Source organism: Microvirga ossetica (assembly GCF_002741015.1).
Lineage (GTDB): Bacteria > Pseudomonadota > Alphaproteobacteria > Rhizobiales > Beijerinckiaceae > Microvirga > Microvirga ossetica.
On the sequence record NZ_CP016616.1, the window covers coordinates 3,764,476 to 3,777,581 of the forward strand.

A 13,106-nucleotide genomic window follows, 5' to 3' on the forward strand; every position below is an offset into this window, starting at 1 on the left:
TGAACAGGAGCTTTCCATGGTGAATAACAAGAACGAGACCGGCCGTTCGGCCAATGACAAGCAGAGTGGAACGGAGACAGGTACCGCGGGCAAAGTATCCGCAGGAACGTCCGTCGGGAATATCGGCGAGGCCCCGATGCCGCATGCGCACGATCAGAAATCCGCGCAAGCAGGGAGCAGCCAGGGTCAGCAGAAAGGCCAGTCCTCGCAGAATGCGCAACGTCAGGACGACTCCCTGACCGGCAAGGCTCAGCAGGCTGCCGAGCAGGTGCGCGACCGGGCCGAGGATGTCTATGAAGGCGCGTCGGAATGGGCACAGGACACTTATGGGCGTGCGTCCGAGTGGGCCTCCGATGCCTATCAGAACCAGCGCCGTCGTGCGGCTCATGTGGGCAACCGCTCTGCAAGCGCGTTCGGCCATGCCCGCGGAGGCGTTCAGAGCTACGTGTCCGAGAATCCGATGGTCGTGGGTCTCGTCGGCCTGGCAGCCGGCCTGCTCCTGGGCGCCTTGCTGCCGCGCACCCGACGCGAGAACGAGATGTTCGGCGAATGGGCGGATGAGGTTCGCAATCAGGGAGTGCGCTACGCCCGCGAAGCCGCCGATCGCGGCCGTGAATATGTCGAAGAGGCGTTCAACGGCGACGATGCACGCTTCAGCCGGCATGACAGCGAGTTCGGCGGCCAGAAAGATGCGAACCGGCACTGATCCCCGAGGTCAGCCAAATAGAAAGAGCGCCGGTGAAAGCCGGCGCTCTTTTTTCATGAAGCCAATATCGGCAACAGTAAAAACAACAACGGCCACGGCGAAAATGATGCGCGTACATCCGGCGTCATCAGATCTGCAACGTGACCGCTTCTGGTGGTCAATCATGTGGACAATCATGCCACCAGGTTGATCATGAGATAGGAATGGGGCGGGCCGGTTTCAAGCGGCGGCGCTCTATCGGCGGCGTTTCTCAGCCCGCATGGCGTTAACCCTGAATTCTCAAACTTCCGATGTGCCGAGCCAATTTCAGGAACTCTGGGGCCATGAACCGGTTGCTTCCATGCTGGGACAAAGTTCCCGCTCTCCAAAAGGCTTTTCGGCTCGGGAAGTTGGCCTACTGGGCCAGCGAGTAGGGGTTTGGCGTGCGCATTCTGATCCTGGAAGACGATCCGATGATCGCTTTGGATTTGCAGGCGATCCTTGAGGCCGAGGGGCACGAGGTTCCCGATGCGCTGAGTTCTCTGTCCGAAGCCTATCGGCATCTCGATGACGGTTTCGATTGCGCCTTGCTCGACATCGATGTGGTCGGCGGCAAGAGCTTCGGCGTGGCCGAGGCGCTCATCGAACGGCAGATCCCGTTCGTTTTCGTGTCGGCCTCCAAGCGGTCCGATCTGCCCCGGCCGCTCCAGCAGGCCGCCTTCATCGCAAAGCCATACGATGAGCAGGCACTTCTTGATTCCGTCGGAGACATCGCAGGCAATCGATTGCTGTGCTAGAGCATCGGGCAGAATCTCGTTGCCCCGCAAACAACATCCTCATCATGCAAGACTCGCGATTCGGCTTCTGCTGCAAATATATTCCCGAAGACGGCTCCGCTCAGACCGCGCGGGAGATGAACACGAGCACGGTGACGATGACCTATCTCGGCCGTCTGGAACCAAGCGCCGCCTACGACAAACTCGCATCCGTCGTCGCGCATAACCTGGAAGCGTTCCGGCTCCAGATCGCGCATGTAGCGACCCGGCCGAAGCGCGAGCGCCTGCACCGCCTTTCCAGCGATCTGCTCCCCGGCTACACGCATCCGGGCTGCCACGACTATTACCGCGATCCCGATCTGCGCCGGCTCATCGAGACGAAGCTTTCTGCCCTGGGACAGATCGCCCGTGACGGGGATGTCCGCCTCAGTATGCATCCGAGCCAGTTCTGCGTGATCGCCTCGGCCAATCCCGCAGCCGCGGCGAACGGTCGTGCGGAATTCGAGTATCACGCCGAGATTATGGCTCTCATGGGATTCGGCGGAGGCTGGCATCCGCATGGCGCGCACGTCAACATTCATGGCGGCGCGAAGGCTGTCGGAGCGGAGGGCATCCGTAGCGGGCTCAAGCATCTGTCCCAGACGGCCCGAAACCTGATCACGGTCGAGAATGACGAGGTCAGCTTCGGTCTCGACGACCTTCTGCCCCTTGCCGACGAGGTGCCGCTCGTTCTCGACCTTCACCATCACTGGATCATGAGCAAGGGCGAATATATCGAGCCTGACGATCCACGGATCGGACGCATCGTCGCTTCCTGGCGCGGCGTGCGGCCTGTGAGCCATGTCAGCGTCTCCCGGGAGGATCTCCTGCCGGATCAGGACATCGCGGCGCTTCCCGATTTCGAGGTGCTGGTGGCGGCAGGGATCAAGCCGAAGGATCTGCGCGCCCATTCGGACCTCATGTGGAACGAGGCGGTCAACGACCTGGTGTTGCGCCATCTGTCCTGGTCCGATTTCGAGATCGAGGCCAAGCTCAAGAACATCGCCACCGAGGGATTGGTGCGCCATGTCGAAAAACGACTAGCGCCGGCAGGCATATGAAATAGCATTGCAAATGACTCGTTTTTCCTTGGAACCGAACCGATTTGGTGGCGTTGTCGGACATTGTTCAGTGAGCCAAAGACAGTTGATGTCCGACCCTTCCACGATCCTCCTCGTCGAAGACGAGCCCCTGATCCGCCTGTTCATCTCAGATCTTCTCGAAGACGTCGGCTTCAAGGTCGTCGAGGCAGCCAACGCGGCCGAGGCCCTGGTTCTGCTGGAGGCGGGATTGCAGGTTGAGGTTCTCCTGACGGATGTGGACATGCCCCTCGGGTGCAGTGGCTTCGAGCTTGCCCACCGCGTGCATCGGACCTGGCCGGCGACCGAGATCCTGATCATGTCGGGTCGGCAATGGCCGTCTCAGGGCGATCTGCCTCCCGGCGCGGCCTTTCTGGCCAAGCCCTGCCCGAATGAGTCGATCGTGTCACATGTCCAGTCGGCGGTAGAACGGACGAAGCGAGCTTGGCATGTTGCCAAAAACCCACGGCCATCGGTCGAACAGCCTGCCAAGGTTCTGCCCTTCCCGAAAACCGCCTAAATTCCTGAAGTCCGGCTTGCTGACGGCGTTGCACGGACATAAGCTCTGCCGGAATTGACCTTCTGTCAGGGGGCCGGGTACCGGTAAGTCTCTCCGGGATGCCCGACCGACGATCGGTCAATGAGCTTTCGGGCCCGGCTACAGGGCTGTCGATAAGCTTTCCCATACGATTCCCGGAGGAATACATGCCGACCAAGACTACAGACGGAAAAGCCGGTGCGAAGAAGGCTGCAGACAAGCCTGCCGCTAAGAAGGCTGCCGGCTCCAAGCCCAATGCTCTTCAGAAGCCTTTGCAGCCGTCCAAGGAACTGGCCGCCATCGTAGGCTCTGATCCGCTGCCGCGTGGCGAGGTCGTGAGCAAGATCTGGGATTACATCAAGAAGAACAACCTTCAGAATCCCGAGAACAAGCGCGAGATCATCGCCGACGACAAGCTGAAGCCAATTTTCGGCAAGCCGAAGGTGACGATGTTCGAGATGAACAAGCATCTCGCGCAGCACCTCAAATAAGATCGCTTAGCGCATCGTGCGGAAAGTGGATCCGGTTTTCCGCGAAAAACGATGCGCCAACTAAGAAGGAGCATCGGATTGGATCCCAAAAGTTGAATCCACTTTTGGGTCCGATGCTCTGGCTGATTTCATCAAGAATCCTGCCGCCACTTCGTGAGCGGCAGGATATCCGGCCTCTGACCCGGGGCCTTCTCCCACGGATCCACCGCCCATTCCGCCCCTGTCCGTTTCTCGGCGATCACAGCGGTGAAATGCGGATAGCGTCCATCGAGGAAGAAGCCGCGCGATTCCGGGTATTCCACCACATGATGGGTCAGAAGCCCCTGGTCCTGCAGGACCAGAAGCAGGCTCGTCGTGTTCGCGGTCTCGTCCAGGCAATCCATCTGCCCGTAGACGCCAGACATCTGGGGCGGTGAGCCGGGTCTGTCCGGCTTTCCCCCGAAGGACGCCGCCAGATAGGCCGTATAGGACCGGACCACATCGCCAAGGGCACGGCGTTCCGCGTCAGGCGACCCCTGTCCCGTCCGCAGGATGGTCCTAGCCTGGCTCAGCCATGTCCCGTCGACGGAAATCTGCATCCGGCGCACGCAGCCATAGCCGTGACAGGCGATGATCCGGCCCCCCGCGGGCCCGACATAGCCCTGCTGGTTGAACCAGCTTTCCGCCGGCAGGGAGCTGGCCGCTGCCGGCGCCGTCATGAACAGGAATGGCAGGGCTGTCAAAATGAGAAGTGGCGTCGATCTCATGATGGCGATACCTATCCTCGAAAGGCTGCAGGTGCCCTCGGGGATATAGGTCGAGCGGTTCATCTGCCCATAGGTTAAGCTTGGTGGAATCGCGTTACGCCTTTGGAGTTGGCATGTCCCGCATCGTCTTCCTGAATGGATCCTTTCTCCCGATCGAAGAGGCCAAGGTGCCCTTCATGGACCGCGGCTTCCTGTTTGGCGACGGAGTCTACGAAGGGGTCGGGATGCTGGACGGGCGCCTGATCGACAACGAGGCTCATCTCGAGCGCCTGGAGCGCTCGCTCGGCGAGGTCCGCATCGCCAATCCTTATTCCAAGGCCGAGTGGACCGCCCTGCAGGAAGAACTCGCGCGCCGAAACGGCATGACGGAGGGCTTCATCTACTTCCAGGTCACCCGCGGCGTTGCCGAACGGGATTTCTTCTTTCCGGAGAACGCCAAGCCCACGGTTGCGATGTTCACGCAGGCCAAGGCCATCGCGAATGCGCCGGCGGCGGAGAAGGGAATCGCCGTGGTCACCGTGCCGGATCTGCGCTGGCAGAGGCGGGATATCAAATCGATCAACCTGCTCGCGCAGGTTCTCGCCAAGCAGGCGGCCAAGGAGGCCGGAGCGCAGGAGGCTTGGCTGGTCGAGGACGGATTCGTGACGGAGGGAGGCTCGTCGAGTGCCTTCATTGTCACGAAAGCAGGGAGCATCGTCGTGCGCCCGCTCTCCCAGGCCATCCTGCCAGGGATCACGCGCAAATCCCTCCTGCGGCTCTCGCAAGAAAGCGGGATTGTCCTCGAGGAACGTCGATTCACGGTCGCGGAGGCCTATGAGGCGGGGGAAGCCTTCCTGACCAGCGCCTCGAATTTCGTGCTGCCGGTGGTGTCCATCGACGGACGCCCCGTTGCCGACGGCAGGCCCGGCCCGATCACGACGAGGTTGCGCCAGCTCTACCTGCAGATGGCAAGCGCGCCGGCGATGGCTGCGGAATAGCTTTGCCGGAACCCGCTTCCGGGTCGCCCGTTGCCTTCGCAAAGGAGTGATCCATGAAGCGCGTGCTGGTCCTATCCACGATCCTTGCAGCCGGTCTTGGCACCGCTGCGCTGGCGCAGAACCCTGAAGTGCTGCAGCAGCGGCCGCCTAACATGCCGGCGCCTAACCAGATGCCGGCGGAAAAGATCGAGCCCAATACCGATGGCGGCACGACGAGCGGCCCGTCTGAGACGGGGTCCACCAACACCTTGAGCGACAAGCTGGAGCGGTCGGACGGCGTGATCCGGCCCCCGGAGAGCGCCACGCCCGACATCACCGTGCCCGCGCCCGTGCCGGATCCCAACTCGACGCCGGTCATCCGTCCTCCGGGAAGTCCGGGCGGCAATCAACAGGTCGTTCCGAAGTAATCCCGGTTCGCCGGGACGGCTACCGTCCAGCCGAACGGCGCCGCTTGCCCTCACGGGACCTGTTGTTGTCCCGGGATTTGCCTTCATCGGGCTGGTCATCGCCGCTTTTCATGATCTGGGTGGCCACTTCGGAGATCTGACGACGAAGCTCGTCGTTCTGGCTCTCTGAACCTTCAAGGTTTCCGAGGCGGGTTTGAGCCTCGTCCCGCTCGCTTTCGAGTTCGCGGATCCGCGGCTCGAGGGTCAGGCTGCGTTCCTGTTCCGCGGCAAAGCGTCTGGCCAGCTCGGCGAGGCGTAACCGCTCGTCCGACAATTCGCTCTGCCGTTCGTTCAGGGCGCGCTCGAAATCGTTGCCCCGCGCGGTCTGCGTCATCAGGCGGGTTTCGAGATCCGAGACCATGATGCGTTTGGTGGCGAGATCGCCCAGCGCGCTCGTCACCTGCCGTTCCGCATCGACCAGATCCGTCTCCAGGCGGGCAATTTTTTCTTCCGCCTGAACAAGCTCCGTCCTGACCTTGGAGCGCTCGCTCTGCGCCAGATCGAGCTCCATGCGCGTATTGGACAATTCGTTCAAGGTGGCCCGGTGGGCGTTCTCGAGGGCGGCAAGGGTTTCCCGCGCGCTGGCGAGATGGGTCTGTGTCTGACCCAGATCGGTTTCGCCGGCCGCGAGCCGGGTCTGGGTGGCGGCCAGGGCGGTCTCGAGTTCGAGGACCAGCCGCTCGCGCTCCGCGAGAGTGCTCTCGAGGGCTTCGATGCGAATGGCCCGCCGGCCGAGCTCTTCCATGCTCTCTCGCTTGACGGTCAGCGCCTCCTCGACCTTGCGCTCGATCCGGCGCTGCTGCACGGCGAATTCGGCGCGCAGGTGATCTTTCTCCGCCGTCAGCTCCGAGATTGACAGGGGAAACAGGGCTTCGGCCCTGCGGCGCGCCAGGCGCTCGGCCCGGGCGTTCACGGCAGGGATGATGAGAAGCGCGATCAGGGATGCGGCGACGAATCCCAGCGCGAAGATCATGATGGTTTCGACCACGCGGACGCCAACTCCAAGGTGCTTGATCGGTAACGCTCAAGCACCTTGCCTTGTGCCTGCGCAGCTTTCCAGAGCCTCGGACCCGAAAGTGGAGGCCACTTTCGGGATCCATCCGATGCTCATTCCGGAGCCCTATGCTCCAGACGGCCCGTTGTAGCGCATTCGCAGGCCGTTTCCACTGCCTTGGACGAGGCTTGCCGGGAGAGGCGTCGCTAGAAGGGGTTCCAGGTCGGCTCGGAGGTGAATTTCAGATAGCCCACATTGACGCCGAGACGCGCCCCGACGCCGGCCCGGATCGGCACCACGATCATCTCGTCCGCTGCAACCGCCGTGACGCCGAAGCCGCCGATGAAATAGGCCGAGCCGTCGATGCCGACGAAGCGCTTATAGAGCGCGTCGGTGAAGGGCATGTTGTAGACCAGCATCATGGTCCGTGCCCCGTCGCCGCCCACATCGAAGCCGAGGGACGGGCCCTGCCAGAAGATGCGGCGGTCGCCGGCATTGCGGGTGAAGAGCTTGCCCTCGCCGTAGCGCAATCCACCGAAGAAGGCACCGGAGGCCTCCTGGCCCAGGATGTAGCCGTTCGGCTCGCCCCAGCGCCGGACAGCCTCCTGAAGGGCAAGCGCGATGCCGCGGGAGGCCGAGCCGAAGAACTGATGCCCCGACTCGACCAGTTCGTTGGAATTGAACGATTCCGGACCGCCGGGATTGGCCGCATAGGCACGCTGGACGGTTTGGGCGGAAGCCTCCAGGGGCAGGGCACCGAACAGGGCGGCAAAGAGGGCCGCGGCAATGATCTTGGATCGGGAGCGCATAGGCTATCTCCTCGCATGAGACAGGGGGCAATCTGGCCATGTCCGGCCGGAAGGCTGCTATCGAGGTTCGAACTTTAAGTTCATCAACCCTAACAATGTCTGTACGTCATGCCTTTTCATGGCGAGAGCATGATGGGCGTTGGTGTCAGGGATCGCCTCTCAGGCGGCCGAGGCTGCGACGGGCAGGTCGAGCCGGGGGGCGAGGGCGACGTCGCCGATCGCCGCGAAGGGGCCGTTCCGGAAGCCGCGGTCCTCGTGGCCGTAGGTGAGGGGAGCGCCGCCGGGGCCTACGACGCTGCCGCCCGCTCGGGTCAGAATATGGTCGCCGGCCGCCGTATCCCATTCCATGGTCGGGCCGCAGCGTACATAGACATCGGCCTCGCCTGAGGCGATGAGGCAGAATTTCAGGGCCGAGGAGGTCATGCGCCGCGTGCCGATCGACAGGACCGAGAGGCAGGCCTCAGTGGCGATGTCCCCATGCCGACGACTCACCAGGGCCACCAGATCCGTCTCGGGGGCCGGCCGAACCTTCGCCTCGCGCCATTCGAATGTCGCCTCCGAACCGGCCGGGAGCGCGCTCACGCGGGCGGTCGTGCCCGCGGTCCAGATCGATCCCATGGCCGGAGCGGCGACGACCGCCGCCAGGGGCCTGTCGCCATGGATCAGGGCAATGTTGACGCTGTACTCACCGGTGCCGTGGATGAAGTCGCCGGTGCCGTCGAGGGGATCGACGAGAAAAAAGTAATCCTCCGTCTCGGCCGAGCTGCAGGTTTCTTCCGCGACCACCGGAACGCCGGACCAGGCTTCGTCCAAACGCTTGATGATGAGTTCCTCCGCGGCCAGATCGGCAGCGGTCGTCGGGGACCCGTCGCTCTTGATACGCTTGTCGATAAAGGCGTTTTCCATGCTGCGCAGAACCCGCCCAGCCTCCCAGGCGATGTCGGCAAGCTTCAGGGCGATCTCGTCGGGACTCTGACCAGCGAAGCGCATCATGGCTTTGTGCCCGTTCCCCCGGGAAGTGTCGATCTCTTTTTGCCCGCTTTCCAAAGAACCCGTAGCCGGGTATCCGGGTTCACGTTCTCTTTCCTGTTTGGCTGTATTGGTGCTCGTCGAAATCTCGATTTCATGAACACATAGCCGAATTTACGGTGCTTCCGGAGCCCTCATGGCCACGATCTCGCTCGATTCGCTCGACCTCGCCGCTCTCCTCTGCTCGCGCGTCTGCCACGACGTGATCTCGCCGGTCGGTGCGATCGTCAACGGGCTGGAGGTGCTCGAGGACGACAGCGACGCTTCCATGCGCGATTTCGCGCTCGACCTCATTCAGAAGAGCGCCAAGCAGGCCTCGGCCCGTCTGCAATTCGCGCGCCTCGCCTTCGGCGCGGCCGGATCGGCCGGCGCCTCCATCGATCTCGGCGACGCGGAGCAGGTCGCCCGCGGTCTTTTCCTCGACGACAAGATCAGCTTTTCCTGGTCCTCGCCGCGGCTGCTGTTCCCGAAGAACCGGGTGAAGCTTCTCCTCAACCTGGTCATGATCGCCACCACGGCCATCCCGCGCGGCGGCTCGATTGCAGTGACCGTCACCGGCGAGGCGGAATCCTGCGTGTTCACCATCGTGTCGAAGGGCCTCAATGCGCGTATTCCCGCCCATTCCGAGGCGCTGCTCGCCGGAAGCTCGGAGACGGGCACCGTCGATGCTCACGGCATCCAGATCTATTATGCCGGCATGATCGCCCGCGCCGCGAACATGAGCATCGCGTTCAGCATCGAAGGCGATGAGGTGACGATCCGGGCTGTGACCACCTGATCACGCTCTGTAGGCGACGAGAACGGCGCCCGCGGCGATCAGCGCGATGCCGATCCAGTTCGGCATCGACAGCTTCTCCCCGAGAAAGAGAACGCCGAGTATGGCAACGAAAACGACGCTCAGCTTGTCGAGCGGCGCGACGCGTGCCGCGTCGCCGAGTTTCAAGGCTCTGAAGTAGCACAGCCAGGATGCGCCCGTGGCGAGGCCTGAAAGGACAAGGAAGAGATAGGTTCTTCCCGAGATGGATGTCGGCGGCTGCCATTGCCCGCTGCCGAGCAGAATCCCGCCGAGCACGATGAGGATCACCACGGTTCTGATGAAGGTCGCCACGTCCGAATCGATCTGCTCGATGCCGATCTTGGCGAAGATGGCGGTGAGAGCTGCGAAGGTGGCCGACAGCAAGGCCCAGAATTGCCACGACATCAGAACGGTTTTCATGACGGCCTCCATGCCTGACAACGAAAAAAGCCCGGGCTGGGACCGGGCTTTTTGAAACTGCCGATGGGCGGTTTTTAGATCGCGATGCGCTCTTCCACCTCGCTGGGCTCGCGCAGCACATAGCCGCGGCCCCAAACGGTCTCGATGTAGTTGCGGCCCTGCGAGGCGTTGGCGAGCTTCTTACGCAGCTTGCAGATGAAGACGTCGATAATCTTCAGCTCCGGCTCGTCCATTCCGCCATAGAGGTGGTTGAGGAACATCTCCTTGGTCAGGGTCGTGCCCTTGCGCAGGGAAAGGAGTTCCAGCATCTGGTATTCCTTGCCCGTCAGGTGCACGCGGGCGCCGCTGACTTCGACCGTCTTGGTGTCGAGGTTCACGATCAGGTCGCCGGTGGTGATGACCGACTGGGCGTGCCCCTTGGAGCGGCGGACGATCGCATGGATGCGGGCGACCATCTCGTCCTTGTGGAAGGGCTTCGTCAGGTAGTCGTCGGCGCCGAAGCCGAGACCCTTCACCTTGTCCTCGATGCCGGCCATGCCGGAGAGGATCAGGATCGGCGTCTTCACCTTCGCGACGCGCAGCGTCCGCAGAACCTCGTAGCCCGACATGTCGGGGAGGTTCAGGTCGAGAAGGATGATGTCGTAATCGTAGAGTTTGCCGAGGTCGATGCCCTCTTCTCCGAGATCGGTCGTATAGATATTAAAGTTCTCGGACTTCAGCATCAGTTCGATGCTTTGCGCAGTCGCGCTGTCGTCTTCGATCAGAAGTACGCGCATGTTCAATCCCCAGCCCTAGCCCGAGAGCTTGTGAACAGCGGGAGGCTGTCCATCCGCCGCCGGGCCTGAGGCGGATGCTCTTTTGAACTGATTCGAAACGCTAATTCAGAATGGTTAACAAACCCTGATTCTGGGATGCAAGCGCTTAACGCGCTTGACAGCCGGATCATCCGACGAAGGCCATTATCCTGTGGATTCTGGGTAACCATAGGGAACCGCCTCACTTCATCCCAAAAGCTTATTCCGTAAGCGTTTCAGCTGTATCCGGACGCGGATCCGAGGGAGCCATGCCCGTGACCGAGCCAGTGTTAACGAAATCGGTAAACGAAAGGTTTACGAAGCTCGACGGCGGGAGCCCCGGGGCGAGGGATTGAAGGGGATAGGAAATTTTTTGTCGCAGCCGGTAAGGAAAGCTCAACTTCCGTCGGTGAAGGTGTCGCATGTCTGGCGGGTAACTGAGCGATCCGTGAGATGCACTGCAACAGCGACGTGTGGAGTTGAATCAAGATGAAGTCGCGGGATACGCTCATCCGCCTCAAGCGCTTTCAGGTCGACGAGAAGCGTCGCCGGGTGGCGCAGATCGAGATGATGATCGCCGAGTTCGACCGCATGGCGGCTGACCTTGACCGGGAAATCGCGGCGGAGGAGCAGAAGGCCGGCATCTCCGACCCGAACCACTTTGCCTACCCGACCTATGCACGCGCCGCTGCCCAGCGGCGGGACAACCTTCGCCTCTCGGCCCAAAACCTCCATATCCAGCTCGACGACGCGAAGGCCGAGCTCGGCGAGGCCTTCGAGGAGCTGAAGAAGGCAGAGAGCCTCGAGGATCGCGAGCGCTCCCTGGATGCCGCGATCAGCCAGATCGGGCACGGACGCCCGGTGCGCGCGACCGCCTGATCCGCCGCACACGTCTTGAGATTTGAAAGGGCGCGTCCGCCGGGACGCGTCCTTTTTCATGTCCGGGGTTTGAGGACCGGAACATGGGGCGCCGATTCCCGCGGCAGGAAGCCGAGCAGGCGGGGATCCTCCGCCACCTCGATCGCGCGCTTGTAGGGCGTAAAGCCCGAGCGGAGATAGAAGGCGAGGGCGCCCGGGGCATCGAGCGTGCAGGTATGGACGAAGAAGCGCCGGATCGGCCGGGCGAAGGCGCGGGCGATGGCCTCGTTCATCAGGAAGCGGCCGGCTCCTTGGCCGATGAAGCCTGGGACGAGGCCAAGGAAGGCCAGTTCCACCTCACCCTCCGTCCGAAAGTCGAGTTCCAGCAGGCCGACATCCGCACGTCCGTCGTTCAGGGCATAGGCCTCGACCTCGGGATCGCCGAGGATCTCTGCGAGACGGTCGTCGGGCATCACGGCCCGGCTGAACCAGAGCCATGGCTCGCCCACCATCCGGAACAGCCTCCGGTAGCGCGCGAGGTCCGCATCGATGCGCTGGAGCGTCCAACCCTGCGGCACCGGAGCGGGAGACAGGGACGGGCGTTCCCGCATCTCGAGATAGGTGACGATCGTCGCGATCTTGTCCGGCGGCAGGTCGGTATAGCCGTCGAGGTTGAGAGCTGCTGCCGCATATACCGACATCGCGTACCTTTCGGGATGCTAAGGGAGAGAAACCGGCTTGATAAGGGGATTGTCGTGCGCATCTCGCGGATCGTGAGCGCTCATTTCGTGGGATCGTGAGCAGGCATTTCACGCGATCATGAGCGGTCGCGTCGACCGATGGGGTGATGGAGTCAGGAGATTTGGTCGCCGTCAAGAGGGCGGGCTCTGGCGTTCTGCTTTCTCATGCTTTCTCCGGCGAGTTGAAGGCGGTGGGCATTGTGAACAAGACGATCCAAGATTGCGTCTCCAAGAGTGGGATCCCCAATCAGGTCATGCCATGCGTCCACGGGAACCTGGCTCGTGACGATGGTCGATGAGCGGCCGTGACGATCGTCGAGGATTTCCAGGAGATCGCGCCGCTCGGACCCGGTGAGCACTGACAAGCCCCAATCATCGAGGATCAGCACCTGTACGCGACCGAGGGCCTTGAGCAGGCGGCCATAGCGCCCGTCGCCGCGCGCGAGCGCCAATGCCTCGAACAGGCGCGGCACGCGGTGGTAGAGCACCGAGCGGTTATCCCGGCAGGCCTTGTGGCCGAGCGCGCAGGCGATCCAGCTCTTGCCGAGGCCGGCCGCCCCTGTAATCAGCACATTCTCATGCCGGTCGATCCAGTCGCCAACAACCAGCCGGGCAAAGACCGCGCGATCGATGCCGCGCGGGGTTCGCCAATCGACGTCCTCGACGCAGGCGTTCTGGCGCAGCGCCGCGAACTTGAGCCGCGCGGTGAGACGCTTGGTGTCGCGCTCGGCCGCTTCGCGGTCGACCAACAGCCCGATGCGCTCCTCAAAGGACAGAGCGTCGAGATCGGGCAATCGTCGCTGCTCCTCGAAGGCTTTGGCCATGCCGGTCAGGCCAAGCGCGATCAGGCGCTCATGGGTGGGATGGGTCAGCATCGGTTGGGTCTCCT

Annotated in this window: 18 protein-coding genes; 9 read left to right on the forward strand and 9 right to left on the reverse strand. The window is 62.6% G+C overall.

Annotated elements, in window-relative coordinates:
• Positions 1–16: 16 nt before the first annotated feature.
• Entirely contained in the window at positions 17–706 is a 690-nt protein-coding gene (locus tag BB934_RS17910; protein WP_099510845.1) for a hypothetical protein, read from the forward strand.
• Between the two features lie 9 nt (positions 707–715).
• Here BB934_RS17910 and BB934_RS47135 read toward each other — a convergent pair whose 3' ends face one another.
• Positions 716–871, reverse strand: coding sequence for a hypothetical protein (locus BB934_RS47135; protein ID WP_157934214.1), 156 nt, complete (start codon positions 869–871; stop codon positions 716–718).
• A gap of 257 nt (positions 872–1,128) precedes the next feature.
• Here BB934_RS47135 and BB934_RS17915 point away from each other — a divergent pair, with 257 nt between their 5' ends.
• From BB934_RS17915 to BB934_RS17930, 4 genes are all read left to right on the forward strand, one after another.
• Entirely contained in the window at positions 1,129–1,482 is a 354-nt protein-coding gene (locus BB934_RS17915) for a response regulator (protein ID WP_099510846.1), read from the forward strand.
• A gap of 44 nt (positions 1,483–1,526) precedes the next feature.
• On the forward strand, positions 1,527–2,561 hold the full coding sequence (locus tag BB934_RS17920; RefSeq protein WP_099510847.1) for an apurinic/apyrimidinic endonuclease family protein: 1,035 nt from the start codon (positions 1,527–1,529) through the stop codon (positions 2,559–2,561).
• 88 nt (positions 2,562–2,649) lie between these two features.
• Entirely contained in the window at positions 2,650–3,099 is a 450-nt protein-coding gene (locus BB934_RS17925) for a response regulator (protein WP_237050007.1), read from the forward strand.
• Between the two features lie 185 nt (positions 3,100–3,284).
• Positions 3,285–3,608: an SWIB/MDM2 domain-containing protein gene (locus BB934_RS17930; protein WP_099510849.1), complete on the forward strand. Its 324-nt coding sequence runs from the start codon at positions 3,285–3,287 to the stop codon at positions 3,606–3,608.
• A 131-nt stretch (positions 3,609–3,739) separates the two neighbouring features.
• Here the strand turns inward: BB934_RS17930 and BB934_RS17935 are convergent, their stop codons facing one another.
• A complete protein-coding gene (locus BB934_RS17935) occupies positions 3,740–4,354 on the reverse strand; it encodes a hypothetical protein (protein ID WP_099510850.1) in 615 nt (204 codons plus the stop codon).
• A 113-nt stretch (positions 4,355–4,467) separates the two neighbouring features.
• Between BB934_RS17935 and BB934_RS17940 the strand changes: the two genes are divergently transcribed.
• Positions 4,468–5,331, forward strand: coding sequence for a D-amino-acid transaminase (locus tag BB934_RS17940; protein ID WP_099510851.1), 864 nt, complete (start codon positions 4,468–4,470; stop codon positions 5,329–5,331).
• Between the two features lie 53 nt (positions 5,332–5,384).
• On the forward strand, positions 5,385–5,738 hold the full coding sequence (locus tag BB934_RS17945; RefSeq protein WP_099510852.1) for a hypothetical protein: 354 nt from the start codon (positions 5,385–5,387) through the stop codon (positions 5,736–5,738).
• Positions 5,739–5,757: 19 nt separating this feature from the next.
• Here the strand turns inward: BB934_RS17945 and BB934_RS17950 are convergent, their stop codons facing one another.
• The 3 genes from BB934_RS17950 to BB934_RS17960 form a co-directional block, all read right to left on the reverse strand.
• Positions 5,758–6,765, reverse strand: a complete 1,008-nt coding sequence (locus BB934_RS17950; RefSeq protein ID WP_099510853.1) for a coiled-coil domain-containing protein — start codon at positions 6,763–6,765, stop codon at positions 5,758–5,760.
• Positions 6,766–6,977: 212 nt separating this feature from the next.
• Positions 6,978–7,580 carry a DUF1134 domain-containing protein gene (locus BB934_RS17955; protein WP_099510854.1) on the reverse strand — a complete coding sequence of 201 codons (603 nt, stop codon included), beginning with the start codon at positions 7,578–7,580 and terminating at the stop codon, positions 6,978–6,980.
• A 159-nt stretch (positions 7,581–7,739) separates the two neighbouring features.
• Positions 7,740–8,573 (reverse strand): 3'(2'),5'-bisphosphate nucleotidase CysQ family protein, encoded by an 834-nt coding sequence (locus BB934_RS17960; RefSeq protein WP_099510855.1) that lies wholly within the window; start codon positions 8,571–8,573, stop codon positions 7,740–7,742.
• Between the two features lie 172 nt (positions 8,574–8,745).
• Between BB934_RS17960 and chpT the strand changes: the two genes are divergently transcribed.
• Positions 8,746–9,387, forward strand: coding sequence for a histidine phosphotransferase ChpT (gene chpT, locus BB934_RS17965; RefSeq protein ID WP_099510856.1), 642 nt, complete (start codon positions 8,746–8,748; stop codon positions 9,385–9,387).
• Here chpT and BB934_RS17970 read toward each other — a convergent pair whose 3' ends face one another.
• Both BB934_RS17970 and ctrA read right to left on the reverse strand, forming a co-directional pair.
• Entirely contained in the window at positions 9,388–9,825 is a 438-nt protein-coding gene (locus BB934_RS17970) for an EamA family transporter (RefSeq protein ID WP_099510857.1), read from the reverse strand.
• A 74-nt stretch (positions 9,826–9,899) separates the two neighbouring features.
• Positions 9,900–10,601: a response regulator transcription factor CtrA gene (gene ctrA / locus BB934_RS17975; RefSeq protein ID WP_099510858.1), complete on the reverse strand. Its 702-nt coding sequence runs from the start codon at positions 10,599–10,601 to the stop codon at positions 9,900–9,902.
• A gap of 507 nt (positions 10,602–11,108) precedes the next feature.
• On the opposite strand from ctrA, the gene fliJ reads away from it, so the two are divergent.
• Positions 11,109–11,498, forward strand: a complete 390-nt coding sequence (fliJ, locus tag BB934_RS17980) for a flagellar export protein FliJ (RefSeq protein WP_099510859.1) — start codon at positions 11,109–11,111, stop codon at positions 11,496–11,498.
• A gap of 56 nt (positions 11,499–11,554) precedes the next feature.
• Here the strand turns inward: fliJ and BB934_RS17985 are convergent, their stop codons facing one another.
• Positions 11,555–12,178 (reverse strand): GNAT family N-acetyltransferase, encoded by a 624-nt coding sequence (locus tag BB934_RS17985; RefSeq protein ID WP_099510860.1) that lies wholly within the window; start codon positions 12,176–12,178, stop codon positions 11,555–11,557.
• A gap of 152 nt (positions 12,179–12,330) precedes the next feature.
• Complete coding sequence (gene istB, locus BB934_RS17990; protein WP_099509450.1) at positions 12,331–13,092, reverse strand: IS21-like element helper ATPase IstB; 762 nt, start codon at positions 13,090–13,092, stop codon at positions 12,331–12,333.
• Positions 13,093–13,106: the final 14 nt, after the last annotated feature.

Excerpts from the sequence above, each read along its gene's own strand:
- BB934_RS17910 (WP_099510845.1), top strand. The coding sequence starts at position 17 with ATGGTGAATAACAAGAACGAGACCGGCCGTTCGGCCAATGACAAGCAG.
- BB934_RS47135 (WP_157934214.1), bottom strand. The coding sequence starts at position 871 with ATGATTGACCACCAGAAGCGGTCACGTTGCAGATCTGATGACGCCGGA.
- BB934_RS17920 (WP_099510847.1), top strand. The coding sequence starts at position 1,527 with ATGCAAGACTCGCGATTCGGCTTCTGCTGCAAATATATTCCCGAAGAC.
- BB934_RS17925 (WP_237050007.1), top strand. The coding sequence starts at position 2,650 with ATGTCCGACCCTTCCACGATCCTCCTCGTCGAAGACGAGCCCCTGATC.
- BB934_RS17930 (WP_099510849.1), top strand. The coding sequence starts at position 3,285 with ATGCCGACCAAGACTACAGACGGAAAAGCCGGTGCGAAGAAGGCTGCA.
- BB934_RS17935 (WP_099510850.1), bottom strand. The coding sequence starts at position 4,354 with ATGAGATCGACGCCACTTCTCATTTTGACAGCCCTGCCATTCCTGTTC.
- BB934_RS17940 (WP_099510851.1), top strand. The coding sequence starts at position 4,468 with ATGTCCCGCATCGTCTTCCTGAATGGATCCTTTCTCCCGATCGAAGAG.
- BB934_RS17945 (WP_099510852.1), top strand. The coding sequence starts at position 5,385 with ATGAAGCGCGTGCTGGTCCTATCCACGATCCTTGCAGCCGGTCTTGGC.
- BB934_RS17955 (WP_099510854.1), bottom strand. The coding sequence starts at position 7,580 with ATGCGCTCCCGATCCAAGATCATTGCCGCGGCCCTCTTTGCCGCCCTG.
- BB934_RS17960 (WP_099510855.1), bottom strand. The coding sequence starts at position 8,573 with ATGATGCGCTTCGCTGGTCAGAGTCCCGACGAGATCGCCCTGAAGCTT.
- chpT (WP_099510856.1), top strand. The coding sequence starts at position 8,746 with ATGGCCACGATCTCGCTCGATTCGCTCGACCTCGCCGCTCTCCTCTGC.
- BB934_RS17970 (WP_099510857.1), bottom strand. The coding sequence starts at position 9,825 with ATGAAAACCGTTCTGATGTCGTGGCAATTCTGGGCCTTGCTGTCGGCC.
- ctrA (WP_099510858.1), bottom strand. The coding sequence starts at position 10,601 with ATGCGCGTACTTCTGATCGAAGACGACAGCGCGACTGCGCAAAGCATC.
- fliJ (WP_099510859.1), top strand. The coding sequence starts at position 11,109 with ATGAAGTCGCGGGATACGCTCATCCGCCTCAAGCGCTTTCAGGTCGAC.
- BB934_RS17985 (WP_099510860.1), bottom strand. The coding sequence starts at position 12,178 with ATGTCGGTATATGCGGCAGCAGCTCTCAACCTCGACGGCTATACCGAC.
- istB (WP_099509450.1), bottom strand. The coding sequence starts at position 13,092 with ATGCTGACCCATCCCACCCATGAGCGCCTGATCGCGCTTGGCCTGACC.